The 26,728-nt window shown below is 41.8% G+C and carries 23 protein-coding genes and 1 other RNA gene; 8 read left to right on the top strand and 16 right to left on the bottom strand.

Annotated elements, in window-relative coordinates; all coding sequences use genetic code 11:
- Positions 1-64 precede the first annotated feature (64 nt).
- The 3 genes from IGI46_RS00695 to IGI46_RS00705 form a co-directional block, all read right to left on the bottom strand.
- Complete coding sequence (locus IGI46_RS00695) at positions 65-1,234, bottom strand: NAD(P)-dependent malic enzyme (protein WP_429964448.1); 1,170 nt, start codon at positions 1,232-1,234, stop codon at positions 65-67.
- Positions 1,231-2,601, bottom strand: a complete 1,371-nt coding sequence (gene fumC, locus IGI46_RS00700; protein ID WP_429964449.1) for a class II fumarate hydratase — start codon at positions 2,599-2,601, stop codon at positions 1,231-1,233. The genes IGI46_RS00695 and fumC overlap by 4 nt, the downstream gene beginning before the upstream one ends.
- Before the next feature lie 228 nt (positions 2,602-2,829).
- On the bottom strand, positions 2,830-6,756 hold the full coding sequence (locus IGI46_RS00705) for a 5'-nucleotidase C-terminal domain-containing protein (protein ID WP_429972656.1): 3,927 nt from the start codon (positions 6,754-6,756) through the stop codon (positions 2,830-2,832).
- A gap of 285 nt (positions 6,757-7,041) precedes the next feature.
- Here IGI46_RS00705 and IGI46_RS00710 point away from each other — a divergent pair, with 285 nt between their 5' ends.
- The 4 genes from IGI46_RS00710 to pgmB all read left to right on the top strand — a co-directional run bounded on the left by IGI46_RS00710 (position 7,042) and on the right by pgmB (position 11,916).
- Positions 7,042-7,902 carry a helix-turn-helix domain-containing protein gene (locus tag IGI46_RS00710; protein WP_429972657.1) on the top strand — a complete coding sequence of 287 codons (861 nt, stop codon included), beginning with the start codon at positions 7,042-7,044 and terminating at the stop codon, positions 7,900-7,902.
- A gap of 129 nt (positions 7,903-8,031) precedes the next feature.
- Positions 8,032-9,489, top strand: coding sequence for a PTS transporter subunit EIIC (locus IGI46_RS00715; RefSeq protein WP_429972658.1), 1,458 nt, complete (start codon positions 8,032-8,034; stop codon positions 9,487-9,489).
- 19 nt (positions 9,490-9,508) lie between these two features.
- Positions 9,509-11,200, top strand: coding sequence for a glycoside hydrolase family 3 protein (locus IGI46_RS00720; RefSeq protein ID WP_429972659.1), 1,692 nt, complete (start codon positions 9,509-9,511; stop codon positions 11,198-11,200).
- Between the two features lie 56 nt (positions 11,201-11,256).
- Positions 11,257-11,916, top strand: a complete 660-nt coding sequence (gene pgmB / locus IGI46_RS00725) for a beta-phosphoglucomutase (RefSeq protein ID WP_429964454.1) — start codon at positions 11,257-11,259, stop codon at positions 11,914-11,916.
- 29 nt (positions 11,917-11,945) lie between these two features.
- Here pgmB and dtd read toward each other — a convergent pair whose 3' ends face one another.
- The 6 genes from dtd to IGI46_RS00755 form a co-directional block, all read right to left on the bottom strand.
- Positions 11,946-12,392, bottom strand: a complete 447-nt coding sequence (gene dtd, locus IGI46_RS00730; RefSeq protein WP_010756710.1) for a D-aminoacyl-tRNA deacylase — start codon at positions 12,390-12,392, stop codon at positions 11,946-11,948.
- A gap of 11 nt (positions 12,393-12,403) precedes the next feature.
- Positions 12,404-14,617 carry a RelA/SpoT family protein gene (locus tag IGI46_RS00735; protein WP_429964455.1) on the bottom strand — a complete coding sequence of 738 codons (2,214 nt, stop codon included), beginning with the start codon at positions 14,615-14,617 and terminating at the stop codon, positions 12,404-12,406.
- A 188-nt stretch (positions 14,618-14,805) separates the two neighbouring features.
- A complete protein-coding gene (locus IGI46_RS00740) occupies positions 14,806-15,555 on the bottom strand; it encodes a 16S rRNA (uracil(1498)-N(3))-methyltransferase (protein ID WP_429964456.1) in 750 nt (249 codons plus the stop codon).
- A gap of 1 nt (position 15,556) precedes the next feature.
- On the bottom strand, positions 15,557-16,504 hold the full coding sequence (prmA, locus tag IGI46_RS00745; protein ID WP_429972660.1) for a 50S ribosomal protein L11 methyltransferase: 948 nt from the start codon (positions 16,502-16,504) through the stop codon (positions 15,557-15,559).
- 17 nt (positions 16,505-16,521) lie between these two features.
- Entirely contained in the window at positions 16,522-16,995 is a 474-nt protein-coding gene (locus IGI46_RS00750; RefSeq protein WP_429972661.1) for a DUF3013 family protein, read from the bottom strand.
- A gap of 38 nt (positions 16,996-17,033) precedes the next feature.
- Positions 17,034-17,657, bottom strand: coding sequence for a DNA-3-methyladenine glycosylase (locus IGI46_RS00755; RefSeq protein ID WP_429972662.1), 624 nt, complete (start codon positions 17,655-17,657; stop codon positions 17,034-17,036).
- Between the two features lie 155 nt (positions 17,658-17,812).
- Between IGI46_RS00755 and IGI46_RS00760 the strand changes: the two genes are divergently transcribed.
- From IGI46_RS00760 to IGI46_RS00775, 4 genes are all read left to right on the top strand, one after another.
- Complete coding sequence (locus IGI46_RS00760) at positions 17,813-19,090, top strand: replication-associated recombination protein A (RefSeq protein ID WP_429972663.1); 1,278 nt, start codon at positions 17,813-17,815, stop codon at positions 19,088-19,090.
- Between the two features lie 137 nt (positions 19,091-19,227).
- Positions 19,228-19,421: non-coding RNA, 6S RNA (gene ssrS / locus IGI46_RS00765), on the top strand.
- Between the two features lie 67 nt (positions 19,422-19,488).
- Positions 19,489-19,767: a hypothetical protein gene (locus IGI46_RS00770; protein WP_429972664.1), complete on the top strand. Its 279-nt coding sequence runs from the start codon at positions 19,489-19,491 to the stop codon at positions 19,765-19,767.
- A gap of 57 nt (positions 19,768-19,824) precedes the next feature.
- Positions 19,825-20,298, top strand: a complete 474-nt coding sequence (locus IGI46_RS00775; protein WP_429972665.1) for a universal stress protein — start codon at positions 19,825-19,827, stop codon at positions 20,296-20,298.
- Between the two features lie 183 nt (positions 20,299-20,481).
- Here the strand turns inward: IGI46_RS00775 and IGI46_RS00780 are convergent, their stop codons facing one another.
- The 7 genes from IGI46_RS00780 to IGI46_RS00810 all read right to left on the bottom strand — a co-directional run bounded on the left by IGI46_RS00780 (position 20,482) and on the right by IGI46_RS00810 (position 26,647).
- Entirely contained in the window at positions 20,482-21,885 is a 1,404-nt protein-coding gene (locus IGI46_RS00780; protein WP_429964991.1) for a PTS galactitol transporter subunit IIC, read from the bottom strand.
- 24 nt (positions 21,886-21,909) lie between these two features.
- Positions 21,910-22,206, bottom strand: a complete 297-nt coding sequence (locus IGI46_RS00785) for a PTS sugar transporter subunit IIB (RefSeq protein ID WP_429964461.1) — start codon at positions 22,204-22,206, stop codon at positions 21,910-21,912.
- 14 nt (positions 22,207-22,220) lie between these two features.
- Positions 22,221-22,688 carry a PTS sugar transporter subunit IIA gene (locus IGI46_RS00790; protein ID WP_429964462.1) on the bottom strand — a complete coding sequence of 156 codons (468 nt, stop codon included), beginning with the start codon at positions 22,686-22,688 and terminating at the stop codon, positions 22,221-22,223.
- Positions 22,689-22,743: 55 nt separating this feature from the next.
- Positions 22,744-23,682, bottom strand: coding sequence for a sugar-binding transcriptional regulator (locus tag IGI46_RS00795; RefSeq protein WP_429964463.1), 939 nt, complete (start codon positions 23,680-23,682; stop codon positions 22,744-22,746).
- A 69-nt stretch (positions 23,683-23,751) separates the two neighbouring features.
- On the bottom strand, positions 23,752-24,408 hold the full coding sequence (locus IGI46_RS00800; protein WP_429972666.1) for an L-fuculose-phosphate aldolase: 657 nt from the start codon (positions 24,406-24,408) through the stop codon (positions 23,752-23,754).
- 19 nt (positions 24,409-24,427) lie between these two features.
- On the bottom strand, positions 24,428-25,603 hold the full coding sequence (locus tag IGI46_RS00805) for an iron-containing alcohol dehydrogenase (protein ID WP_429972667.1): 1,176 nt from the start codon (positions 25,601-25,603) through the stop codon (positions 24,428-24,430).
- A 12-nt stretch (positions 25,604-25,615) separates the two neighbouring features.
- On the bottom strand, positions 25,616-26,647 hold the full coding sequence (locus tag IGI46_RS00810; protein ID WP_429972668.1) for a 2-hydroxyacid dehydrogenase: 1,032 nt from the start codon (positions 26,645-26,647) through the stop codon (positions 25,616-25,618).
- Positions 26,648-26,728 lie beyond the last annotated feature (81 nt).

Raw genomic sequence — 26,728 nt, forward strand, 5'->3', positions numbered from 1 at the left:
ATCACAAATCGTTCCTTGCTAGTATACCACAATTTCTATTTACAGTAGGAGGTTTTTACTGTTACTACCGTATTACACCATCTTTAACAGCCGCCTCAGCCACCTTAAGAGTGATCGCTTCAACTACCTGTTTATCAAAAACTGATGGAATGATGAAATCGCTGGTCAAGCGTTCTTCATCAATGGAATCAGCAATGGCATGAGCCGCTGCTAATTGCATGTTCGGAGTGATCTTTTTCGCTTCAGCAGTAAACGCTCCTCTGAAAATCCCTGGAAAGGCTAGGACATTGTTGATTTGGTTCGGAAAGTCCGAACGGCCAGTTCCTACAATCGCTGCCCCTCCAGCAATAGCCTCATCATAAGTAATTTCGGGATCAGGATTAGCCATCGAAAAGATAATACTGCCTTGATTCATGGAGGCGACCATTTCCTTAGTCACCAAATTAGGTGCCGACACCCCAATAAAGACATCTGCTCCCTCAAAGGCTTCAGCCATCGTTCCGGTAAAATTCTTTGGCTGAATCAAAGCTAAAATCTCTTCTTCTACAAAGGTAGCATCCTTCATTCCTTCATGTAAGGCACCAAATTTATTGAAGGCAGTGATCTGCTTAATCCCAAAATGAACCAGCATATGGATAATCGCACTACCTGCAGCACCCGTTCCAGAAACAACCACCTTCAAGTCTTCCGGCTGTTTCTTCACCAGCTTCAAGGAATTAATTAGAGCAGCAGTAACAGTTACTGCTGTTCCATGCTGGTCATCATGAAAGACAGGAATATCCAAGGCTTCAATTAGCGCCCGTTCAATTTCGACACAGCGAGGGGCGCTGATATCCTCTAAATTGATTCCCCCAAAGGTGGGTGCCATCGCTTTAACAATTTGGATGATCTCTTGTGGATCCTTGGTATCCAAACAAATGGGCACGGCATCAATATCAGCGAATTCCTTAAACAGCAAAGCCTTGCCTTCCATTACCGGCAAAGCAGCCTCTGGTCCGATATCTCCTAAACCTAAAACAGCAGTTCCATCGGTAACAACAGCCACTGTATTGCCCTTCCAAGTATAGTCATACGCTTTGCTAACATCCTTTTGAATTTCGCGGCAAGGCTCAGCCACGCCAGGTGTGTACGCTAAGGATAAATCATGACGATCTACTACTTTCGCCTTTGCTGCAACCCCAATTTTTCCCCGCCATTTTTTATGGACTTCTAAAGCCTCTTCATAAATGTTCATCTGTTTTCTCCAATCATTTTTTTGGGAAGTACCCACTGATCATATTCTTCTTCAGTAACATAGCCGAGTGCCAGCGCAGCCTCCTTCAAGGTAGTTCCTTCATTGAAAGCCTTCTTGGCAATTTCTGCCCCTTTATCATAACCAATGTGGCTGTTTAAAGCCGTTACCAGCATTAACGAATTGGAAAGCAATTCTGCCATCCGTTCTTTATTCACGGTGATTCCGACTAAGCAGTGTTCGGTAAAAGATTCTAGCGCATCACTTAATAAGCGAATACTCTGCAAAAGATCAAAGACTATTACCGGTAAATAAACGTTCAATTCAAAATTCCCCTGTGAAGCAGCAATCCCAATAACGGCGTCATTCCCCATCACTTGTATAGCAACCATTGACAAAGCTTCACATTGGGTTGGATTCACTTTACCGGGCATAATTGAACTGCCAGGTTCGTTAGCAGGAATCGAGATTTCTCCCAAGCCACTGCGAGGACCGCTAGCCAGCCACCGAACATCGTTGGCCATTTTCATGCAATTTGCTGCGAGTGCCTTCAAAGCACCACTGACAAATACAACTGCATCACGATTCGCTAAGGCATGGAATTTATTTTCTTCACCAATAAAATAAATCCCAGTTTCCACATGCAACGCTTCTAAGAAGGCTTCCTCATAAGCTGGTGAAGCATTTAGACCCGTTCCAACAGCGGTTCCGCCAATTGCCAGCTGCTTTAATTCAGCTAGACTTTCAATCAACATTTTGCGGTTACGTTCCAAACCAACCCGCCAGCCGCTGATTTCCTGAGCGAAAGTAACCGGCGTCGCATCCTGCAAATGCGTGCGACCGATCTTAATAACTTCACGATTCGCCTCTTCTAGCTCCTTTAGCGCAGCTACGGTCTTTTCAATCATTGGCAGCAGTTTTTTTTCAATTGATAAGGTACCTGCCACATGAATAGCGGTAGGAAAGACATCATTGGAGCTTTGTGACATGTTTACATCATCATTCGGATGGATCTGTAATGTGCTGTCACTAGCTAAATGAGCAATCACCTCATTCGCGTTCATATTGCTTTGCGTTCCACTGCCTGTTTGCCAAACAACTAAAGGAAACGCATCCCAGCGTTGTTCTTTCAACAATTGATCCGCTGCTGTTTTAATCGCTTCTGCTTTTTCATTGGATAATTTACCGGTGACCTGATTAGCAGCAGCCGCAGTTTTTTTGACTAATACGAGGGCCTCCAGCAATTCAGGCGGCATTTTTTCGCCTCCGATTTTGAAATTTTGACGGCTGCGTTCAGTCTGTGCTCCCCATAACGCATCCACCGGTACGTCAATTTCTCCCATTGAATCTCGTTCTATTCGTGTTCGCATTAATTCCATTGCTCCTTTGACTTTTTTTCAATTATCACCTATTTCTGGTATTTTTGATAGTTTTCCTTGCAAAAAAGACCCAAAACCTTTGGGAAAGTTCGGGTCTAGGAACATTGAAAAACAACTGAAGACTATTCTTCAAAATTCATTTGCTGCTTTTACTTCATTAGTGATCAAAAAAGAGAAGAACTCTCTATAACGAGTATTTTCTTCTCTTAGACGAACCGCTTACGACGCTTTTCTCTTATTGTACCAAATCCAGGTACCTGCGGATCCAGCAACAACCAGTAATCCTGCAAAACCATATGCAGCAACTTTTTCACCCGTACTAGGGTATTGCTTTTTAGTGCTGACTGGCTGTGCAGTTTGAGTAATCACACCTGTTTGGTTTGCTTTACCGTCAGTCCCCGTTTTCCCATCAGTTCCAACGCCAGCTTTTCCTGGATCTCCCTGGTCGCCTTTATCCCCCTTTTGGCCATTCTGACCGTTCTGTCCATTTTCGCCATCTTTTCCATCTTCGCCGTCTTTGCCCGGCTCTGGTGCTGGTTTGTTCAGTTCATTAAACTTGGCTTCTGACATTGGGATAATCCGATCCTGAGACAGCTCAACTTGATAATCATTTAGGTCAACATTGTTTTCATCCAATATTCTTAATTTAGTTGCACTTTGCAAGTAATTAATTAGAATACTATCTAAGGAAGGACCCTCTTCTCTCGATCCACCTAACATATCATAGCCGTCTCCACCTGCGGCAAGGAAATCATTCGTTGCCATGTTGTAGGTTTTCTTACTGTCGAGTTTCTCAAATTCTTGCGTTTTGCGATTGTAAATCTCAATTTGAAGAACTCGCTCTCCCGCTGAGGCATCGGTGGAAGCTTTTTTATTGGAATCATAATAGAATTTCACTGATTTAGAAATATGCAGGAATCCGCCATTGGCACCTAGTAATGGCTGCCCTGCTTCATCTGTAATAACATTTCCATCAGCATCCTTTTGTGCCTCTGAACGAACAGAGTATTCAAACATTTCTTTTATTTGCGAACCTTCGACCTTAATTTGAGAAATACTATTTCCAAAAGGTAGGACTGCAATAATATCTCCTCTAGTAATCGGCCCTGCTTCAATATTTTCACGAATTCCGCCACCATTCATCATGGCAAAATCCGTTGGTTCGCTAAAGCCTTCTTGTCCATAAGCCCACATGGCATCCCCGATTAAATTGCCTAAGTTGGTTTCGCGAGTACGAACATTTTCCCGTTGTCCATTGAAGAAAATCGTATTATTTGGAATCAGTACTTCACTGTTTGCGACATCGAATTCATCTTTAGCAGCTTGAACTAAAGCAGCAACTGCCGCATTCGGTTCATAACTGCTTAAGCTAGCGTATGAATGTAAAACAGCCGTACTTTTTTCGGGATCTGCTACGTCCACTGTTACTTCTCCTACATTGTTCAAATAATTCCCGGTTTGAGCATAAAGAACCTTGCCAAAACGTTGTTCACTTTCGGTGTGAGAGTGTCCATCTAAAAAGACAATATTTTTATCCGTGTAGGCCTTGTCTAACTCTTTTGCTACATAATCACCACGCCATTTTGTTGGAGTCGTTTCATCAATTCCTAAATGACCTGCTACAACAAAGACATCAATTCCTTGACTATCCAAGCGGTCGATCTCTGCCATCGCTGTTTTTAGTGGATCATCAAAGGTTACTCCTTCTACATTTTTCGGATGAGTTTTCACTGCTGTTTCAGGCGTGGTTAACCCGATAATAGCAAATTTTTGACCATTTCTTTCAACCACTGTCGAAGCTTCAAAGGCTGGCTTTCCATCCTTATAAGTATTGGCTGAAAGGATTGGGAAATTCAACAAATCCTTGTATTCCATTGCTACGTCATAGCCAAAATCAAATTCGTGGTTTCCTACCACCATCGCATCATAGCCAACTTCATTCAGAACCTTAGCCATTTGACGACCCTCAGAATAATTAGAAATCGGCAACCCTTGGAAAACATCGCCGACATCAATCATCAAGGTCGGTGCAAGCGACTCTTTGGCTGTTTTCAGCTTAGCCATTCCTAAAGTTTTGTTTCCAGCATTTTCTTCCAAACGGCCATGAACATCATTGGTGTGCATGATCGTTACCGGCTGAGAAGCCCCCTCTGCTGCCAATGCCTCACGAATATCTGCTTTAGTAATCGGAACGACATTCGGTGTACGTCCGTCTGCGGATGATTTGATTGTAAGTTTGCCTTCATCTACCAACCGCTTGGCCAGATCTCGCCAGTTTTGTTCAAAGTTGGTTCCTACAACTTCCCAGTTATCCTCTAATTCTTTGGCTGGATCAATCGTTCCTTTGTCTTTGATATATTCAACAATTAGGCCTCGCAAGGTTTGAGGATCGGTATTCAGGAGTAAACTATCTGGAGCCAAAATACCTGAGCCAACTAACCCTTCATAGCGATAGTTATTAATGGCAATCGTAAATTCTTTGGCTGGATCCACAGGTTGACCGCCGATGGTTGCTGTCACTCGCTCACCCACGGGCTTTGAAACATCAATCACGTAATCAACACCTGAAAATATATCGTAATTGTACACACGAATTTCTGGATTAAAGCTTAATGTAACATCTCCCGGCTTTGGTGCATTGTAATAAGCCGCTTGATTTTCCATGTATTTCAGCAGGTTTTCGCCAGTAATTTTGGCCTTAACCAAGGTGTTGGGATACTTGTAGATATCAAAAACATTGGAATAGGTCAAGTCACCTGCAGGCAGCTTGCTGTCTGCTTTAAACAAGGCTGAGGCTGATAAATCAGCACCAGTAACAGAACGCTGAACATTATTAATTAAGGAAATCATTGCTGTTGGCTGCAGCTGTGCCTCTGGAATGCCTTTGATCTCTTCTTTTGGCAAGAAATCACCCGTAGCTTTACCGATAACAGCATCAATAAATTCTTTGGTCTTGTTATGATATTCATCCGTTTCTGCCTTCAGCTGAGTGTCTGCTGGGTATTTGGTGGTATCAACAATTTGTGAAGCTGAGTTTTTGACGACCCACTGCTCGTCTTCCTTTGCCACATCCAAATCAATTCGCATCATTTGTGTGCCAGTATCCTTAGGTCCAGCAATTGGAATTTGCTTACCATCTACGCCAGTGACGGTCTCTGCAAATGAGCGATGATCGTGTCCCAGCAAATAAGCATCAATCCCACGAACATTGTTAATTACGGTATCAGCAGCTGCAGCTGGATCGTCGTCCTGTCTTCCCGCATGGATTGAAGCTACGATGACATCGGCACCTTTTCCTTCCAGTTCTCGAACTGCCTTCTCAGCTCCGTCCTTTAGCGCGGCGAATTCTAGACTAGCAACCTTATCTCCATCCCACTGAGGAATATGCGGAGTAGTTAACCCAATAACCCCTACCTTTATATCCGGTGTGCTATCGCCATCTAAATCTAATTCCTTTACGATTGTACTGCCAACAAAATTGCTGCCGTCAGCCTTCTTATAGGTATTCGCCGATAAAATTGGGAAGCTTGCTTCCGACTTAATTTTTTCAATTAATGGCAGGCCAAAGTTGAATTCATGATTTCCTAAAACCATTGCATCGTATTTCATGTAATTCATGGCCTTAATCATCGGGTGTGCCTTGTCTTTATAACCTTCCCTGGTGTTATACAGGTCATCCGTTAAAATCGTTCCCTGAATCATGTCTCCGTTATCAATCAGGACCGTTCCATTTTCGTTTTGGCTGCGGGCGGCTTGCACTGCGCTGCTCACTTGAGCCAGACCTACTGGCGTCTCCTTATTATCCTCATAAGAATAATTCCACAGCTGTCCATGGACATCACTCGTACCTAAAATAGTTAATTTTTTAGTGCCTGTATCAGCAGCTGCTCGCGAAGTGATTTCTTTTTCGCTAGAGGCTGTTGTTTGCTCCGGCGCATTGCCGACTGTTTGACTCGTTTTTGTTGCTGACTCTGCTGTTCCTTTTTCCTTAGAAGAGCTAGCCGTCGTTTGCTCTATTTCAGACGAAGCCTGCGAAGACGTCTCTTCTGCCAAGCCTATTATTGGTGCAGCTGTCCCCATCAGCAGCCCCGTTACTAAAGCAATATGCCACACCTTTATAAACCGCTTCCATTTTTGCTTTTTCATTTTTTTCCTCCTTCAAAGAAATGTACTTTTAGTTTATCAGGTGACGTATGGCAGGACTAGTTTTTTTGTTGATTTTCTTAGTAAAAACTCATTTTTTCTTTCTTGTTTCGTTCTTTTTTTTGCATTAATGATATTTTTTACTAAGAAAACAAGTTTCCAAAAACTCATAATCAAGCATCCGGCCTGAAAGAAGTCTTCTTCTGATTGTAATCTTAACAAAAAGACAAAGCACTCAAATTTGGTATATGATTAGATGAACTTTACTTGAAAAGGAGCGCTGATGCGATGAAGGGCAAATATCAAATCCATCACATGAAAAAAAATTATCCCGTTAAAGTTATTCCACATAACATCTTTTTGGAAAAAGGACGAACCCATGATTCGCTTTCGCTGCACTGGCACCGGAGCTTGGAGTTTGTTTTAATCTTGGGTGATCCTATGATCATATGGAAGGAAGGAACAAAACATCAATTAAAGCATGGGGATTTGTTGATGATTAACAGTGAAGAAAGCCATGAATTTTTGCTGGAAAACAATGGCAACTACCAAGGAGTCACCTTGATTGTTTCCTACGAATTCTTGAAAAAGCAGATTCCCCAGCTGGATCACTATATGTTTTCTTTGGAAAAGGCTGATGAACGGACGGATCAATTTACAGAATTATTGGTTTCACTGCGCGACATTTATCTGTCAGAGGACCCTTGGACTACCTTTTTGCTGCAAAGCAAAGCCAGTGAAATTATGTATCTACTCTTTTCTCACTGCCTGCAGGAGCATCAGATTTCCACTCAACAATCTAAATACGCGCAACGGTACAAGACTGTTATCGGATACATCAATGCTCATTTTACTGAACCAATTACCTTAGCTGAAGCGGCTGCTACGGTTCATTTGAATCCAGAATTCTTTTCCCGCAACTTTAAATCCTATATCGGTATTTCCTTTAAGGATTATTTGAAAAAGGTTCGTTTGAATAAAGCGATACGAGAATTGCTGACCACTGAAAAAAATTTAACTGAGATCGCTTATACTAGCGGATTTGCTGACCACAAGGCCTTTATCAATGCTTTTAAAACAGCCTATGCTGCAACTCCCAGCCAATATCGAAGACAATTCAAATCAACAAAATCAAAAAAAGAATATTAGTCTTGTGTTTATCGAACAAAATACCTTTAAAAAGTCAATAATTGCCAAAAATCTACTCAATAATCGGAAAGCATCTTCTGCTAATTCTCCTTATAATGAGAACGTATTCATACAAAGGAGGAACAAACCATGGCAGATAATAAAAATCTTGCAAAAATGATTATTCAGCATGTTGGTGGAAAAGATAACGTTCGTTCGCTGACTCATTGCTTCACACGGTTGCGATTTGTGTTAAAGGATGAGGAAAAAGCCAATACTGACTTGTTGAAGCAATCGGAAGATGTGGTCGATGTAATTCAACAGGGCGGTCAATATCAGGTCGTTATTGGCATGAAGGTAGAAGCCGTGTATTTGGAAGTCATGAAACGATTGGATTTGGCAGCTGAGCAGGAAGAAGAGCCTGAGGAATCTGCGGAGGACAAGTCTTTATTTAATCGTTTCGTGGATACGATTTCCGGAATTTTTATGCCGCTTTTAGGCTTATTGACAGCCTGCGGGATTATTAAAGGAATTTTGGCAATCTTGTCTGTTTCGGGATTGTTAGCGGTAACTGACGGTACCTATGTCATTTTGAATGCGGTCGGCGATTCTCTGTTTTACTTTTTCCCGATCTTCTTAGCGTATACTGCTGCTAAGAAATTCAAGGTGAATGAGTTCACCGGAATGGCCATCGGAGCCACAATGATTTATCCAGCTATTATTACTTCAATTACTGAAACACCACTTGAAACCTTATTTTCGGGAACCATTGTTGAATCCAATGTATTTTTAACCTTTCTCAAAATACCTGTTTTATTAACCAACTATTCTTCAACGGTTATTCCCGCCATTTTAGCTGTTTGGTTTGCTTCCATCATTGAAAAGCAGGTAAAAAGAATTGCTCCAGCACCCGTTAAAAATTTCTTTGTGCCACTGGTTACCTTGTTGATTGCCGTACCGATTATCTTTATTGTCATTGGACCTTTGGCAACCTGGGCTTCTACTATTATCGGCGCTTTTGTACAGGTACTTTATAATTTCAGTCCTGTACTATTTGGTGCTTTTGTTGGTGGCTTCTGGCAAATTTTCGTTATGTTCGGAATCCATCAAGGTATGATCCCGATTGTCATCAACAACTTGGCAACGCTTGGTTACGATACGATTTTTGCGGCTACCTGTACGGCGTCATTTACTCAATTAGCGATTTTGATCGCAATTGTTATTCGTACCAAAAATAAACGAATCAAAAATACTGCTACTGCTGCCATTTTCCCAGCTATTTTTGGAATCACTGAGCCGGCAATTTATGGTGTAACCCTGCCATTGAAAAAACCATTTATTATCAGCTGTGTCTCTTCTGGGATTGGCGGAGCCTTAGCAATGGTACTGGGAGTAAAATTCTACCAAATGGGCGGTCAGGGAATTTTTGCCTTTCCCTGCTACTTGAATCCAGCTTCTGGTGACTTTACTGGTATTTGGATGAGTGTGATCGCAATAGGTATAGCGATGATTATTTCTTTTGCAGCAACCCTGTTCTCGTACCGCGATGTTACTGAGGAAAAACAAGAGGAGAAAGTTGCCTTAGAAGAAGCTTTAACTGAAAAATAAATAGATAAAGAGGAATAGTATGATTGATTTGACAACAAAGCCATTTAACCTGACAGATAAACAAATTGCTACAGTAAAACAAATTGCTGCTCAGCTTTCTTTAACAGAAAAAATTGGCCAGCTGTTCTGTCTTCATGGCGATTACCGCAACACTGATGAAATTAAGCAAGTGATTGCTGATTATTCGCCAGGAGCCATGATGTATCGACCAGGCGAAAGCCAGCAAATTCAAGGAATCCATCGCCTCATTCAGCAAACCAGCTCCGTTCCCCTGCTGTTGGCTGCCAATTTGGAAGCTGGCGGTGACGGCATCGGCAACGATGGTACTTTTTTTGGCCGAGCCATTCAAGTAGCTGCTGCTAAGGATGAAAAGCATGCCTACCGGCTAGGTAAAGTTGCCGGTTCAGAAGGAGCAGCAGTTGGCTGTAATTGGGCCTTTGCTCCAGTAGTAGATATTAATTACAACTTTGCGAATCCGATCACCAACGTTCGTACCTTTGGCTCTAATGCTGCCCGAGTGAAAGATTTAGCGTTGCAATACATCAAAGGTTGTCAGGAAGAAGGCGTTGCGGTATCGATCAAGCACTTCCCTGGCGATGGTGTGGATGATCGTGACCAGCATTTGCTTACTTCAGTAAATAGTCTTTCTGTTGAAGAATGGGACCAAACCTATGGTGTCATTTATCGGGAATTAATCGCAGCTGGAGCAAAAACTGTAATGGCGGGGCATATTATGCAGCCAGCTTATAGTCGAAAAATAAATCCTGAGATCACCGATCAAGATATTTTACCGGCTTCTCTCTCGCCGGAGTTATTGCAGGGATTGCTGCGAAAAAAAATGAATTTTAATGGATTAATTGTTACAGACGCTACCAACATGGCTGGCTTTTCAAGCTGTGGTAAACGCAGAGAACTGCTGCCTCAAGCGATTGCTGCAGGCTGTGACATGCTTTTATTCACACGGAATCTCGCTGAAGATTACACATCAGTGATGGCTGGTTATCAAACGGGAATCATCTCTGAGGAACGTTTAGAGGAAGCAGTGCTGCGGATTTTAGCTACTAAAGCAGCCTTAGGTCTATTCGATAAAGAAGAAGTCGTTCCTGATACTCAGGCTTTACAGGTTTTACGCAGTGCTGAGCACCAAAAGTGGGCTTATGAATTAGCGGATGAATCGATTACTTTAGTCAAGGATACACAACAGCTCCTGCCAATTTCCGCAGCAGACACGCCCAAGGTACTAGTCATTGTCTTAGGGGATGTTGTCAGTGCCAGCGGCAAGCCGCCAGTCAGTCAAGACTTCCTTCAACACTTAGCCCAAGAAGGCTTTGAAACGACTCTTTTCCAAAAAGAGCTCCATGGTGACTTGTTATCCCGAGGAACTGTTGAGGATCTAACTGGTGCCTTTGATTTGGTGATCTACTTTGCCAATATTAAGACAGCTAGCAATCAGACAACCGTTCGTATCAATTGGCTGCCACCAATGGGCTTGGATGTGCCTTGGTTCGTTGAGGAATTACCCACATTATTTGCTTCGATAGCTAATCCCTATCATTTGCAAGATGTGCCCATGATAAAAACCTACATCAATGCCTATACAGCCAATGAATTTAACCCTAAAGTATTAGTGGAAAAACTGGTAGGCAAGTCAGCATTCAAGGGCATTAACCCGATTGATCCATTTTGCGGCTATTGGGATGCAAAACGATAATGAAAAATGATGGTCAGGGAGCTTTTTGTTCCCTGACTTTTTAAAGGAGCAGACAAATGATTAAGGGATTTATTTTTGATTTGGATGGTGTATTGACGGATACTGCCCCGTTGCATTTTACGGCTTGGCAGAAGCTGGCAGCTGAGTTGAACATCTCAATTGATTTAGCCTTCAATGAACGCTTAAAGGGCATTAGCAGAAGAGATTCATTAGAATTGATTTTGGACCATGGAGGGCAAGCAGCTCACTTTACTGAAGAGGAGAAACAGCAGCTGGCGGACAGAAAGAATCGCCACTACTGCCAGTTATTGGAGCAGTTGACTGCTGAAGATTTATTACCTGGCGTACACCCCTTTTTGCAAGCGGCTAAAGAAAAAGAAATACTTTGTGCTGTGGCTTCAGCCTCTCATAATGCCACACACATTTTAAAACAACTGATGGTTACGGACTTTTTTGCAGCCGTAGTCGATCCAGCAAGCTTAAGTAAAGGAAAGCCAGACCCAGAAATTTTCTTGAAGGCTGCAGCAGCTCTCAATTTAGGGGTTCAAGAAGTCGTGGGCTTTGAGGATGCACAAGCTGGAATTGAAGGGTTACGGACAGCAGGCATATTTGCAGTCGGTATAGATCCAAAGGGGCAGCTGAAAAAAACTGATTTATTGGTACCTTCCTTTAATGAATTATCGCCCGACTTATTCAATAAATACAAAAAGACTTGAGAAACCCATTTCTGAGTTTCTCAAGTCTTTTATTTATCTCTCGTATCAAAAATGATAGTTACAGGTCCATCATTAACCAGTGCCACATCCATGTCGCCGCCAAATTCGCCAGTTTCTACAATCAACCCCTGCTGACGCAATCCCTCATTGAAATATTCATAAAGAGGAATCGCCGTTTCTGGTCGAGCCGCCTTAATAAAGCTGGGGCGGTTGCCTTTTTTCGTATCAGCATACAGGGTGAATTGAGAAACACTCAAAATACTGCCTGCTACGTCTTGAATATTCTGATTCATTTTTCCTTCTGCATCTTCAAAAACCCGCAGCAAAGGAATCTTTCGAATTAAATAATCTGCATCTTCTTGGGTATCCTCTTCATGAATGCCTAATAGAATCATAAAACCTTTATCGATCTTACCGATTATCTGTTCGTCAATGGCAACTGACGCCTGACTTACTCGTTGAATGACTGCTCGCATCAGGGGCCTCCTTATCCTTTTGTACGTTTCACACTATATACATCGGGAACTGTTTTAATTTTATCTACTATAGAATAGAGATGATTCAGGTTTTGAATCTTGATGGTTAAGCGGATCATTGCCATCTTGTCTTTTGAAGGCTTGGCTTCTACGCTAACCAGCTGCTTAGTCATTCCACTAACAATATTCAATATATCGTTTAGTAAACCATCCCGATTAAAGCCGTAAATTTCCAGGTCAGCATTGTAGTCCTGCTTAATATTAGACGTATCTTCCCATTCTACTTCGATCAATCGTTCTTGAATGTCCTTTTGCTTAGTGATGTTTGGACAATCGGCACGGTGAATCGATATTCCCCGACCTTTCGTAATATAGCCGACAATATCATCACCTGGTACTGGGTTACAGCAGTGACTAATACGAATCAGCAGATTATCAATTCCTTGAATGACAATTCCGCCTTCATGGCGAACCTTGATTTTTTCTGGTTCTTTTTTGGCTGGCTGATTAACCAGCTCGTCCACCGCTTCTTGCTTCTTCTGTTTCATTTGTTCCCGGCGTTCTTTTTCCGTCAAGCGATTAGAAAAAGTTAACGCACTCAATTCTCCAAAACCAATCGAGGCATATAGATCATCTTCGCTATGGAAATTGAATTTATCCAGCGCCTTTTGCAGCTTGTCTTTTGTTAAGACTTCTTTTGGAACAAAGCCCATATCGTTTAGACATTTAATTACGGCTTCATGACCTTTCGTAATATTTTCTTCGCGGTCCTGAGTTTTGAAGAATCGTTTGATTTTATTTCGAGCCTTGCTGGTTTTCACCATACTTAGCCAATCACGACTTGGTCCAAAGGAATTTGGCGAGGTCATAATTTCAATGATATCCCCGTTTTTCAGCTTGTAATCCAGCTGAACCATCTTGCCATTTACCTTGGCACCAGTCGTCTTGTTTCCAACGTCGGTATGAATGCTAAAAGCAAAGTCCAATGGTCCTGAACCTTTTGGCAGCTCAGTCACATCACCTTTAGGGGTAAACACGTACACTTTATCGCTGAAGATATCGCCCTTAACACTTTCCATAAACTCAGAAGCATCGTAGCTTTCATCCTGCAGCTCCAAAATCTCCCGGAACCAATCCAGCTGCTTGTTATCATTGCCTTCTTCTAATTTCTCTGTCTTGCCTTCTTTATAGGCCCAGTGAGCCGCAACCCCGAACTCGGCAATTTGATGCATATCATGGGTTCGAATCTGCACCTCTACCGGATTCCCGCTTGGGCCAATAATCGTGGTATGCAGCGACTGATACATGTTGGCCTTTGGCATAGCAATATAATCCTTGAAACGGCCAGGCATTGGCTTCCATTTTGTATGGATGGCCCCTAATACAGCGTAACAATCCTTGATGGAATCAACTATTACTCGAATAGCCAGCAGGTCATAAATTTCATCGAACTGTTTCTTTTGATCCCGCATTTTCCGGTAAATGGAATAGATATGCTTCGGTCGACCATAAATATCGCCTTCAATTTCCAGTTCATGGGTAGCTTTCTTAATTTCTTCCACCGTTTCCTTAACGTAGCTTTCCCGTTCCTCACGTTTGCTTTGCATCAGGTGAACGATTCGGTAATACTGCTTTGGATTCAAATAGCGCAGTGCCGTATCTTCCAGCTCCCACTTGATCCGGCTCATCCCTAAGCGATCAGCCAACGGTGCGTAGATTTCCAAGGTTTCACGGGCAATTCGCCGCTGTTTGTCATCCCGCAGGTAACGCAAAGTGCGCATATTATGCAGTCTATCCGCCAGCTTAACCATGATTACTCGTAAATCTTGCGCCATAGCCAGCAGCATTTTTCGGTGATTTTCTGCTAATTGTTCTTCATGGGATTTATATTTAATCTTCCCTAATTTAGTTACCCCATCAACCAATGAAGCAACATCAGAACCAAATTCTTTCTGCAGATCCTCCAAGGTAACCTCGGTATCTTCCACTACATCATGTAAAAAACCTGTTGCAACGGTATGAGGGTCCATATGTAAGTCTGCTAGAATCCCAGCCACCTGAATCGGATGAATAATGTAAGGTTCTCCAGATTTTCTGATTTGTTCTTTATGTGCTTCAAGAGCATATTCATAGGCCTTCTTTACAAACGCCACATGCTCTTTACTCATATAGCCTGCGACCAGCTCAATCACGTCTGGTCCAGTTAGTTCTACATCTTTTGCCATCAGACATCCTCCTCGGGACGTATTTTTTCTTCGTGTCTGGCATTATATGAATCCCATTAAAGAACCTGATTTCCTTTGTTGATGGTCCTGGTAAAGGCCACTTTTCGTGCAGGGAATCTTTAATGTGATTCATATAGTTATTTTGAAATAATTGTTTTTATTATACAGACATGTCTTAGTCATTTCAATCAATCATTAAGTAAATCGTAATAAAAGCCCACCGCACTCATCACGTACAACGGAGCGGTTTCCGTGCGTAAAATTCTAGGGCCTAACCCGCAAAGTTTTGCGCCTGCTTGTTGGAAGCTTTCTATTTCTTTGGGTGAAAAACCGCCCTCTGGACCAAAGATCACTAGAAGCCTGCTGCCATGGGCTGCACTTTGCAAAGTTTGCACCAGCTGCGCCTGTTCTCCCTGCTTAGCCGATTCTTCATAAGCAATCAACACTTCATCATACTTTGCAAAAGTTGAAATCAGCTCTTTTTCACTGGCTAAAAATGCTAGATGAGGTAAAAACTGACGATGCGATTGTTCAGCAGCTTCTTGAATAATCTTGTTTAAGCGCTGCTGTTTCTTTTGCTGCTTTTTGTTGTCCCATTTGACTACTGAAGTGTCAGCCGGAAAAGCTAAAAATTCATGGGCACCCAACTCCGTTGCTTTTTGGACAATCAGTTCTAATTTCTCTCCCTTGGGCAGACCACTAGCAAGAGTAACTTTAACTGGCAGCTCACGGATGAAGCTCTCCTTTTCGATTTCTTTCAATTGGACACTTTCAGAATCAATGGCAGTAATTTCAGCCTTGATAGCGGTCTGATCGTTAAACACTAAGAAAACGGCAGCTCCAGCAGTCATTCGCATCACTCGCAGCATGTGATGGTGAGGTTCACCAGTCAGCTGAACGCTGGGTTGATACGCTTCATCAATAAAATAGCGCTGCATGTTAATCTTCCTCTGGTTTCTTCAAAATCATTGCGTACCAATCCTTTTGTTGGAAAATCCGATCCACTTCAAAGCCTTGGCTGTAAATTTCTTCTAGAATCATGTCTTTTTTGTCCTCAATGATCCCGGAAATAATAAAGGTTCCATCGGCTTTCAGCAAACGCCACGCATCAGGAACCATTAACGTGATGATATCCGCTAAAATATTGGCTACAATAATATCGGCTGATTTTTCGACACCCGTTAATAGATCGTTAGCTGCTACTTTGATATTTTCTGTTCCCTTATTCATATCTACATTTTCTTGCGCAGAGCGTACAGCAACTTCATCTAAATCGTAAGCATAAATTTCTTTAGCCCCCATCAATGAGCAAGCAATACTTAACACTCCTGAGCCAGTCCCTACATCTAAGACAGTTTCGCCGCCGCGAATCACTGTTTCCAAGGCCTGCAGCGTTAGATTAGTGGTTGGATGAGTTCCTGTTCCAAAGGCCATTCCCGGATCAAGGGTGATAATCTTTTCCTCAGCAGACTGTGCTTCATAAGTTTCCCAGCTCGGTACAATCGTTAAATAGCGGGTCACTCGCACGGGATGATAATATTTTTTCCAAGCAGTCGCCCAATCGCTTTCTTCCACTTCGCTGACCGTAATTTCATTTTTACCAATCGCTAAGCCAAATTCCGGCAGCAAATTAATCCGGTCCTTAATAAAGGGCATGAGTTCTGGTAAAAAGATCGTTTCTGGAAAATAGGCACTAACTGCCGCACCTTCTTCTAAATTCGTGAAGGTATCACGATCCAGTAATTCCCCGTACTGATCCTCTTTGTAATTAGCAATATCTAAAGCATCTTCAATGGCCACTCCGCTAGCGCCAGCTTCCATTAAAATATTCGCTACTGCTTCAACCGCCTCACTAGCCGTTGTCACTTTTACTTCATTCCACTTCATGTTCAGTCTCCTTGTTTTTAATAGTTAGGATAAGGCAGATACACATCATCGCCTTTTACATGCTTACGAAATTCTTCGTCAGACCAAGTTAATTCAAAGACTGCTTCTTCACTGTCATCAGCTAAAAAGTCCAGCAAATCACTTTGTCCGTCTTCCATCACTTCTCGCAGATAATCAACTACTGCCTTTAGTTCGGCTTTTTTCATGCCTTTTTTTCCTTCATATGGAATTACTGCCAAATAGTCCTCTGGGTCAACTTTAGATTTTTCAGGATCGACCAGAATTACGGCATCCTCAAACTCGATCACTTCTTCTTCAGAAGCAACCCCATCCACATCGTCTAATTCCAGCTGCTGCTTGTTTTCAGCATACAGACGAAAAGCTATCTCAAAGGTACGATTACGGGTATCCCAATCTAAATTTAATTCATAATCGGGAATTTTTTTGCCTAAGTAAGCATCTAAATAGCTGATAATTGTTTCTTTTGCCATGTATAAGTCTCCATTCGTTCTTCCATTTTATTCGTCTTTTATTGCCAGCCATGATCCGCAACGACTTGACTTTTTCGTTGTTTGGATAGATAAGGATTGCCCTTCACCGTAAAGCGCAACGGTAAATCGGTCCAAATCCCTTTATTCGGAATGCCAATCCGCGGCACACGTTCTACTTCTCGCGGGTAGCGACGTTTTTCTGGAACTAAATGCAAAGTACTGGTAAAAATTGATTCACCATACAGCTCGCGATTAATTCCCATCGCCTGCACCAGCTTGCCTGGTCCATCACTAATGGCAGCGCCCGTTTGACCTCCACGATTGCGGCTCATTATTTTCAGTCCCTCAGTCGGTTCGATTCCCCGAATCATTACTCCCTGTGGGGTGCCCTTTGGTTGGGTAATCATATTTAAAATTAAATGTGTGTGCATCGTGTAAAGATAAATAGTTCCTGGTTCTTGATACATAGCACGAACTCTTGGTGTATCCCGCATGCCATAGCTGTGGGCCGCCTCGTCATCCGGTCCTAAGTAAGCCTCGCAATCGACAATGTAGCCACCTAAATTTCCTTGCGGCGTCTCATGCTCCACGTACATTCCCAACAAAAATTCGGCCACTTCTTCCGTCGTATGTGTGTTAAAAAAATCGATTGTTTTTTTCATCTCGTTCACCTCTTCCATCATACACAATAATAAGGCTAGATACCACGTTCACCCTTTCAGATTCCTATAATTTATCAGAAAAAAATGGTATAATAGAACATACATTCCCAATCCATGAGCAATCGTGGATTGATTCTTAAAAAAGGAGGGACACCATGCAGCAACCATTAGCTTATCGCATGCGCCCCCGCAACCTAGATGAAGTCGTCGGTCAGCAGCAGCTGGTTGGTCCGGGAAAAATTATTCGCCGAATGGTAGAAGCTCGAATGCTTTCCTCAATGATCTTGTATGGACCACCGGGTACTGGAAAAACCAGTATTGCCAGCGCGATTGCCGGTTCCACCAACTATGCCTTTCGCATGCTGAATGCCGCTACAGACACGAAAAAGGATTTGCAGATTGTCGCAGAAGAAGCCAAAATGAGCGGCACTGTCATTTTACTATTAGATGAAGTCCATCGTTTAGATAAAACGAAGCAGGATTTTTTGCTGCCTCATTTGGAAAGCGGCCGAATTATCATGATCGGTGCTACCACCGAAAATCCTTATATTACAATTAACCCGGCGATCCGCAGCCGGACACAAATTTTTGAAGTAAAACCTCTATCCGAAGAAGACATCCAGTTGGCTGTCAAGGCGGCCTTAACGGATGAAGAACGCGGTTTAGGTTCTTATTCAGTCGAATTAGATGAAGAAGCTTTTCGCTTTTTGTCGCAAGCTACCAATGGGGATTTGCGAAGTGCCTTGAATGGACTGGAATTAGCTACCAAATCAACACCAGAAAACGCAGAAGGTCAGATTCATTTAACCTTGCCCATCATCGAAGAATGTGTGCAGCGCAAAGCCCTGACTCACGACAAGGATGGCGATGCTCATTATGATGTAATCTCCGCCTTTCAAAAATCGGTTCGCGGCAGTGATGTAGATGCCGCCCTGCACTATTTGGGTCGACTTGTCGAAGCTGGTGATTTGCCAATTATTTGCCGGCGTTTGATGGTGATGGGGTATGAAGATATTGGATTAGCCAATCCACCTGCAGCCGCACGAACGGTTCAAGCAGTTCAAGCCGCTGAAAAACTGGGCTTTCCGGAAGCCCGAATTCCTTTAGCCAATGCAGTTGTTGATCTATGTTTGTCGCCTAAGTCCAATTCCGCCTACGTAGCGCTGGATGCCGCGATTTCTGATATTCAAACTGGTAAGGCCGGCGACGTGCCCGATCATTTACGGGACAGTCATTACAAGGGTGCTAAAGACTTAGGGCGAGGAATTGATTACCAATACCCTCACAGCTTTGAAAATGCTTGGGTAGATCAGCAGTACTTGCCAGATAAGTTGAAAAACGCTCATTATTACGAGCCCAAAACCACGGGCAAATACGAACAAGCCTTGGGGCAGCAATACCATCGAATTCAGGAGTGGAAAAAGAAAAAATAGGAACAATTATTTTGACAATTCTATTACTTATCGACTACAATAAGAACATAAAGAAAGACGCATTGAAAAACATGAAGATTTCAAATTCCAGATTTGTTTGATTGCGTCTTACGAATGACTATGCTATGATTGAGTTGAAAATTCTGTGATGTGCGCGTTGCCCATTTCAGTGTTGACCGAACATTTTTATTGATATATTGGGATCTGTCTTGTGTCAAAGCTGGTAACAAGCCTTATCATTTGGTAGTTCGAGGCTTAGACCATGGAACCCACCTGCTTGAATTTGCGGGATCAATACTATCGGGTAAATAACGGCATCGACGGAGTTTTCCATTCTTTTGGATGAAAGCAATTTGCATATGCAAATTGCTTTTTATTGTATTTAGGAGGAAAAAATGATGATTCGTTTACTGATGATAGCAATGTCGATTTTATTACTGATTTGCAGCTATTATTTAATTCAAAAATCTGACGGCTTGCTGATGCTATTGTCAAAAAAAGAAGCCAGCAAACGTTTTTTGCGCCACTATGGACTTCTGTATGCCGCATTAGGAATTATTGGTTTTTTTATTGCTATTATTAATCACTCCACCCCTTCAATGATTTACCTGATTGCAGTCATTTTATTTGCTGCATTATTCAGTATTCAGTTGGCTCAAAAAACGAAATCCTCTTAAAGATATGATTTTACGCCAAAATGTTTTAAAATATAGGTAGAAAAGGAGCTGAGGAAAATGGAACAACAATATACAAAAATTATGACCGCTGTCGATGGCTCATCTGAAGCAGAGCTTGCCTTCAAAAAAGCTGTCAATGTTGCCAAAAGAAACGATGCGGAGCTTTTGTTGGCTCATGTAATTGACACCCGCGCTTTCCAAACGGTTTCTTCCTTTGACAATGTCTTGGCCGAGCAAGCAACTGAAATGGCCAAACAAACCTTAAACGATTACGAGAAGTATGCCAAAAATGCTGGCTGTGAAAATATTTCTAAGGTAATCGAATACGGAGCACCAAAATTAATGATTGCTACTCAAATCCCTGAAGAAAATGATATTGATTTGATTATGTTGGGTGCAACTGGACTAAATGCCGTAGAGCGGTTGTTTATCGGTTCAGTTTCTGAATACGTCATCCGCAACGCCAGCTGTGATGTCTTAATTGTACGTACGGACCTAAACAATCAGCTGCCTGATGACGACAAAAATTAAAAGGCTGTGACGTCAGTAATCTAAAAAAATGACTAAAGATTTTTTTCAAGGATTAGAATTAGAGTAAAAACTGCTACCTTTACTCTATTATTTCACCTAAAAAGCCATTGGAATGAACAGGGGATTCCCGTCATTCCAATGGCTTTTTCTAGAGAGTTTTGTCACGGCCTCCTAACATCACAGTTAAATCGCTGTATCAGCTTTAACTTCAACATTGCTTTGCTCTAAGTAATCCTCAAGTTGATTTTTTCTAGTTTTAGTAACGAACAACAGTCCCAGATATACGGCAACAGAAAGGCCAATCAATAGCGGACTTTGCGAATTAAAGGCAAAAAACAAGAGAGCAAAGATCGGATTGCTCATATTTGCAAAGGAACAGATCAGCATTGCACCTGCCGGAATTGAAACACCCGTTTGGATAGCGACTTGGGTAAATGTTGGAGCTACCGCAGTGATTGTCAAAAGGCCGATTGAGAAATAGATCGCTCCTGAAATCAGTCCTTTGGCAATATTGCCTTTGGAAACGGACATGATCATTTGAATCACGTAAGGAATCGCAATTAAATCTACCATTGGTAAAACCTGATTTCCCGGTAAAAAGATCGCAATTACCAGCATGATTGGGATCAATAGCATCCCAGTTAGCAGTGTAGAAGGCTCACCGTATCCGACAGCATCATTGACTCCCAAATACCAGATACGACCTTTATTACCAGATTTCGTTGCTTTTCGTGACGCATCGGTGATTGCTGAGAAGGCTCCTGCGAAAATTCCTGCGATTTTTGGAAAAATTGACATCACAGCTGCCATGGATATCCCTAAGATTAACATTTCACCCCAAGCATTTAACTCCCCTAATCGGGTAAGATTTCCAAAAAAGCCTAAAATTGTGCCTAAAATAAAACCTAATGAAGCCGGTTCTCCCAAGAAACCTAACTTACTCTCAAGATATTCTGGATTCAATTTTACTTTATCCAGCTTAAGCAAGTTCAATAACTTATCCATGACGATTGCATAGGGAACAGTACACGCCATCAAGGGTGCAACGATCACTGTCCGAGGATAACCATAGAATTTCGACCATCGTTTGGCAATCGTTTCACAAAAAACTAAAACATATAAATTCTGTAAAATCATTAAGCCCATCGCTAGCCAAAGATTTCTTGTTGTCAAATAGACCATCGAACCCCACAACATAAATTGCCAATTATTCCATAAATCTGATGGCATAAAAATATTGGTAAACTTCGTCAAAAATAGGATTGTTTGAAGTGCTAATCCAATAATTAAAAAGAGCATCCCAACTTCTGTTGAGTAGGCAACTACGCTGGCTGCTTGCCAACCTACGTCTAAAATTCGTAAATTGATCCCCGTGTCTTCTACCATTCGTGTTACCACTGGAGTCACAATCGGCGTGAACGCCGTAATAATCATATTAAACCCGGTCAATCCGATTCCAGCACTTAACGCGGAATTGAATGCTTTCTTCACAGGAACCTTCAGAGCCAATGCAATAAAGAACAGGACAAAAGGAACAACCACTGATGGGCCGAACGCTTCCATAATTTTTGTTAATACCCCTAACACATTATCCAAAGTGGACTCCTCCTTTTAAAGATTTGCTACAAATGCATCCAACTCTTCTTCAAACTCTTCTTCCCCCATACCAGTAATCAAAGCAATCGCATTAATAACAGGTATCCCATAGTCCTTTTTCTTCAGTGGGCTAGTAAAAACGATTAAGTCAAATCCACCTGTATCTAAGTTAGTCTCTACACTACCAGGATTTGATTCCACGGTTGTCGAAGAATAGCCACGTTCTTTTAGCATGTCCTTCACTTTATTAGCTACCATTGAGCTTGTTACTGTTCCCGAACCACATACTGATAAAACTTTTACAGCTTTCATTTTTTTATACCTCCCTATAGTTGTTGTTTCAACACTTCTTTGAATATTTTTGGGGAATCCACTTGTTTGAATTGATTAGAGATAGTTTCATTATTCAATGTCTGCATCATTTTTGTCAATAACACCAATTGATCCTCACTTTTCGTAAAACCAAGGACAAATAGTAATTTTACTGGAATTGCTATCTCTGGCTGATCCATCCGATACGTCTCTACATCTTCTATTAAGCGGATTGCATAAATGAAAGGCTTTTTTACATATTTTGCATCTGTATGAGGAATTGCTACATTCCCGAATTTTGTAACTAAACCCGTGGGGAAATCTTTTTCTCGCATGCATAGTTGTTTGCCATAGTCTGCTGTCACGAATCCTCTTTCAAATAACTCCTGTCCAACATCTTGATAGAGTTCGATCAAATTCTTTTTAGTGACATCCAAGGAAATAAAAATTTCCGAAACAAATTTTTTTGAATCCACATCCATCTCTTTCCTCCTTAATCTATCCCCTTCAACAAATTTATTGGAAGAAATACCTTTATCACATCAATATCTCCTTCGCCGTTACGGTATCTGTAAACAAATAATCAATATAGCCACCCCTTAAAGCAGCTCTCAGGATGTCTTTCTTCTCCGCACCGATCGCTACACAAACTTTGCTCTTAATTTCGCGTAATTGCTGTGCGCTGATTCCGATATGTCGTTTCGACAGGCCAAGCTCAAGGACATTCCCGTTACTATCTAGGAAGGTTCCAACGATATCACCGACTACCCCTTTTTCTAATAAATCGAGGTAATCCGCTTCTCCAAAATAGCCAGCTTCTACAGCAATCGCATTCTTGTGGATTTCACCGACACTGAACAAAGCGACATCAATTTCTTTAAACGTATCCAACACATTCTTGATTTGACTATCTTTCTTTAATGCTAACGCGATTTCTTCCGAATCAACAAATGCAGGAACCGGCAGCTGGAACCACTCCGAGCCATAACACTTTGAAAAATTGATGACGATCGCCTCACTATTCGTCACTAAACTATTCCTTGCGGCAGCCCCTGTAATTTGAATGACCTTCGTTTGCTGCTTCTCGCTTCCTTTGATGTTTTCCGAGAGCTCGTGCAGTGTACGACCCCAAGCCAACCCAATTGTTTGCCCAGCCTGGATTAATCCATCAAGAAACAAAGAAACTTGATCAGACATCTCTTCGATAATCAAATTCTTATTCGTCAATTGCGTATCATAAACATAGGCTTTTCGAAGATTAAAGGTATCGGCTAATTGATCTCCAAGGCTTTGCTGGTACGTCGTAGGAAAATTCAATTCTACTTTGATGTACCCATCTTTTTTTGCCTTTTTCAACAATCGAGAAACGGTCGGCTTAGATAAATTCAATTCTGTCGCGATTTGTGCCTGATTAATGTTTTGATAATAGTATTTTTCTGTTACGACCTTCATTAGTTCCAACTGATCTTGTTCCATTTTTATTTCCTCCCATGAAATTAATTTCAATTCATTTTACCCTGTGCATGGAAGTTTTACAAATGTCTTTTAACTTACAGGCTGTACCTGTCCATAGGTTTTGAATTTTTCGATCATTAATTCCATCTCTTGATCATCTAATACCATCGGTTTCCCTAGTGTACACGCCATGTAATGTAAGCCCGCCAAGCGCTCAACTTCTTCAGCAACGGCAAATGTTTGTTCAATGGAAGGACCACAAGCTAATAATCCATGGTTGGCTAAGAAACAGGCATAACGGTCTTTCATTGCTTCAAAAGATACTTCAGCTAATTCTGGTGTACCAAAAGTCGCATAGTTTGCACAACGAACATTGTTGCCACCAGCAATTGCTACCTGATAATCTGTTGCTGGCAAGTCCATTCCACAAATGGCTAGTACAGTACTGTAGGTCGAGTGAGAATGTACCACAGCTCGAATTTCTTCTCCTCGCTTTTGATAATAAATCATATGCATGGACCATTCGCTGGAAGGTTTACACGTACCTTCTACTATATTTCCATCCAGATCCATGATTACGACATCTTCAACTTTCGTTTCAAAATAGTCGATTCCGCTTGGACTGATCGCCATCAAGTTTTCTTCAGGATTGTAGATACTGATATTCCCTCCAGTTCCTGCCGTCAAACCACTTGTAATCAGTTTTTTTCCATACTCAACAATTTGCTCTTTTTCTTTTTCCATCATTTTTTTTCAGCTCTCCTTTTTAATAGCAACTTTCTAAAGTTATTTGGATATCTTTTGGATCAAATTCATAGGCTTCATTGTTGTTCATGATCTCTTCGATAATTTTAGGGATCATTGCTTTCGTTACACCTAGCTCTCTTAACGTTGATGGCAAGCCCCACTCATCATAGATTTTTCTTAAGTGATTAATGCCGACTTCTGCATATTCTTCATCACTCATCGCGTCTCGGCGTTCTAGATGTAGGACGTTTTGATTGAAACGAAGAAATTTTTTTGGATCTTTCCTAAGCTCATTTTTCAACCAGGCTGGTTCAATTACGGCAAGACCTTCACCATGAGAGGAGTTGGTCATTGCTCCTACCGCATGCTGAATCCAATGGCAAGGAAATCCTTTCATATCTCGTCCGCAGTCAGCGATCCCATTCATCGCCAAGGTTGCTGCCCAGCTGATATTCTCGCGGGCATCGATATCATCTAATTTTTCTAAAACGCTATCATTTTCTAAAATCGTACATACCACACTCTCAGCTAAATAATCGCCCAAATCATTATTCGTCACTTGATCGTCGAAATAGCCTTCTAGAACGTGAGAATTAATATCTGCCATTCCCGCTGCCGTTAGACGTTTAGGAACGGTCTTCACCAGTTCAGCGTCTACGATCGCAATTTCTGGAAATAATAGTTCATCATGCAGCGCCCACTTTTTCCAATCCGCTTTGTTCGCGCTGCGATCATTCGTCAAAATACAATGGCAGCTCATTTCAGATCCCGAAGCAGCAATTGTCGAAACTGCTATGACCGGCTTTTTTTCTCTCGCTTGCTTGCTCGCTGTGAAATAGTCCCAAATATCTGTCTCACTTGCTGCACCAAGACTAATCGCCTTTGCCGTATCAATTGAACTTCCTCCGCCAACCGCTACAATCACATCCACCTTTTTTTCTTTGGCTAACTTGATTCCTTCATCAACCACAGTCAAATGAGGGTTCGCTGTTACACCGCCTAGCTCAAAAACTGTCATGCCTTTTGCTTTCATCGAATCAATTGCTTGTTGGAAAACACCTAGCTCCTTTAGTGGCCCTTCGATCTCGACTAACAACGCTCGTTGGCCGAACTGACGAGCATTTTCCCCTAAGCAAGAATACTGTCCTCTGCCAAAAATTACTTTCGTTGGACTGTAATACTGGAAATTTCTCATGTTCTCCTCCTACTATTTATATTCATAAAGAAGTGGCTCTTCTTTTTTAAACCGATCTAATTCTTGGATGATCATCTTCGTATGGTTCGTTAAGACATCAGTTGTTGCTCCAGCAATATGCGGCGTAATCACCACATTATCCAGTTCCTGAATAAATGGATGCTTCTCTGGAATCGGCTCTGTCGAAAAAACATCCAAACCAGCACCAGCAATTTGCTTCATTCTCAATGCCTCGATTAAATCCATTTCATTCACCACCGCTGCTCTTGAGCAGTTGATAAAATAGGCTGACTCTTTCATTTTTGCAAAAGCAGACTTATCAATGAAATTTTCCGTCTCCTTTGAAACCTTCAAATGAACTGAGATAAAATCTGATTCCGTCAATAATTCATCGATCCCGACCTTTTCTGTAAGCAAGGTGTCCACATCGATGTTTGAAACATAAGGATCAAAAACCAGAATCCGCATCCCGAAGCCACGTGCAATGGAAGCTACTCTTCGACCAATACTTCCATAACCGATAATCCCTAAAGTTCTGCCCTTCAACTCTACCCCTTTAAAGACAACATAAGGACTTTGAGGCCCAACACCCCAAACTACATCTCGTTTCAAACCTTCTTTTGCTTGATTATCTGTATCGCTGCTTCTGGTGTAATTTCCTTTTTTGAGCTGTTCATGGGCAAAAGGAATGTTTCGGGCAATTGATAACATCAGACCAATTGTCAGTTCTGCAGTAGAATCAGAATTCCTTCCCGGTGTGAATAGAACCTTGATTTCTTTCTCTCGTGCATATGCAACATCCACATTGACCGGTGTTGCTCTGGTACAAAAGATGAGTTGTAAGTTTGGGGCCGCATCGATAATTGCTTTAGTAATATCATCGTAGCTAGTTACAATCACCTCCACATTGCCAACCAATGGAAGTAATTCTTCCTCGGAGAGTTTCCCAATCCCCTTAGCCCATCCTTGGATATTCACGTTCCCCAACTCTTTCACTTCTTCGATAAGGAATTCATCATATTCGGCTGTAAATAGAATATTCATTTTTTACTCCTTTCACTGAAATTTATTTCTCAATCAGAAATTTATTTCTTGAATAAAGCATAATGCCCTTCCTAAAAAAAG

This window comes from Enterococcus sp. AZ163 (assembly GCF_050498925.1).
Classification (GTDB): Bacteria; Bacillota; Bacilli; order Lactobacillales; family Enterococcaceae; genus Enterococcus_A; species Enterococcus_A ferrettii.

Excerpts from the sequence above, each read along its gene's own strand:
- IGI46_RS00695 (WP_429964448.1), bottom strand. The coding sequence starts at position 1,234 with ATGAACATTTATGAAGAGGCTTTAGAAGTCCATAAAAAATGGCGGGGA.
- fumC (WP_429964449.1), bottom strand. The coding sequence starts at position 2,601 with ATGCGAACACGAATAGAACGAGATTCAATGGGAGAAATTGACGTACCG.
- IGI46_RS00705 (WP_429972656.1), bottom strand. The coding sequence starts at position 6,756 with ATGAAAAAGCAAAAATGGAAGCGGTTTATAAAGGTGTGGCATATTGCT.
- IGI46_RS00710 (WP_429972657.1), top strand. The coding sequence starts at position 7,042 with ATGAAGGGCAAATATCAAATCCATCACATGAAAAAAAATTATCCCGTT.
- IGI46_RS00715 (WP_429972658.1), top strand. The coding sequence starts at position 8,032 with ATGGCAGATAATAAAAATCTTGCAAAAATGATTATTCAGCATGTTGGT.
- IGI46_RS00720 (WP_429972659.1), top strand. The coding sequence starts at position 9,509 with ATGATTGATTTGACAACAAAGCCATTTAACCTGACAGATAAACAAATT.
- pgmB (WP_429964454.1), top strand. The coding sequence starts at position 11,257 with ATGATTAAGGGATTTATTTTTGATTTGGATGGTGTATTGACGGATACT.
- dtd (WP_010756710.1), bottom strand. The coding sequence starts at position 12,392 with ATGCGAGCAGTCATTCAACGAGTAAGTCAGGCGTCAGTTGCCATTGAC.
- IGI46_RS00735 (WP_429964455.1), bottom strand. The coding sequence starts at position 14,617 with ATGGCAAAAGATGTAGAACTAACTGGACCAGACGTGATTGAGCTGGTC.
- IGI46_RS00740 (WP_429964456.1), bottom strand. The coding sequence starts at position 15,555 with ATGCAGCGCTATTTTATTGATGAAGCGTATCAACCCAGCGTTCAGCTG.
- prmA (WP_429972660.1), bottom strand. The coding sequence starts at position 16,504 with ATGAAGTGGAATGAAGTAAAAGTGACAACGGCTAGTGAGGCGGTTGAA.
- IGI46_RS00750 (WP_429972661.1), bottom strand. The coding sequence starts at position 16,995 with ATGGCAAAAGAAACAATTATCAGCTATTTAGATGCTTACTTAGGCAAA.
- IGI46_RS00755 (WP_429972662.1), bottom strand. The coding sequence starts at position 17,657 with ATGAAAAAAACAATCGATTTTTTTAACACACATACGACGGAAGAAGTG.
- IGI46_RS00760 (WP_429972663.1), top strand. The coding sequence starts at position 17,813 with ATGCAGCAACCATTAGCTTATCGCATGCGCCCCCGCAACCTAGATGAA.
- IGI46_RS00770 (WP_429972664.1), top strand. The coding sequence starts at position 19,489 with ATGATTCGTTTACTGATGATAGCAATGTCGATTTTATTACTGATTTGC.
- IGI46_RS00775 (WP_429972665.1), top strand. The coding sequence starts at position 19,825 with ATGGAACAACAATATACAAAAATTATGACCGCTGTCGATGGCTCATCT.
- IGI46_RS00785 (WP_429964461.1), bottom strand. The coding sequence starts at position 22,206 with ATGAAAGCTGTAAAAGTTTTATCAGTATGTGGTTCGGGAACAGTAACA.
- IGI46_RS00790 (WP_429964462.1), bottom strand. The coding sequence starts at position 22,688 with ATGGATGTGGATTCAAAAAAATTTGTTTCGGAAATTTTTATTTCCTTG.
- IGI46_RS00795 (WP_429964463.1), bottom strand. The coding sequence starts at position 23,682 with ATGGAACAAGATCAGTTGGAACTAATGAAGGTCGTAACAGAAAAATAC.
- IGI46_RS00800 (WP_429972666.1), bottom strand. The coding sequence starts at position 24,408 with ATGATGGAAAAAGAAAAAGAGCAAATTGTTGAGTATGGAAAAAAACTG.
- IGI46_RS00805 (WP_429972667.1), bottom strand. The coding sequence starts at position 25,603 with ATGAGAAATTTCCAGTATTACAGTCCAACGAAAGTAATTTTTGGCAGA.
- IGI46_RS00810 (WP_429972668.1), bottom strand. The coding sequence starts at position 26,647 with ATGAATATTCTATTTACAGCCGAATATGATGAATTCCTTATCGAAGAA.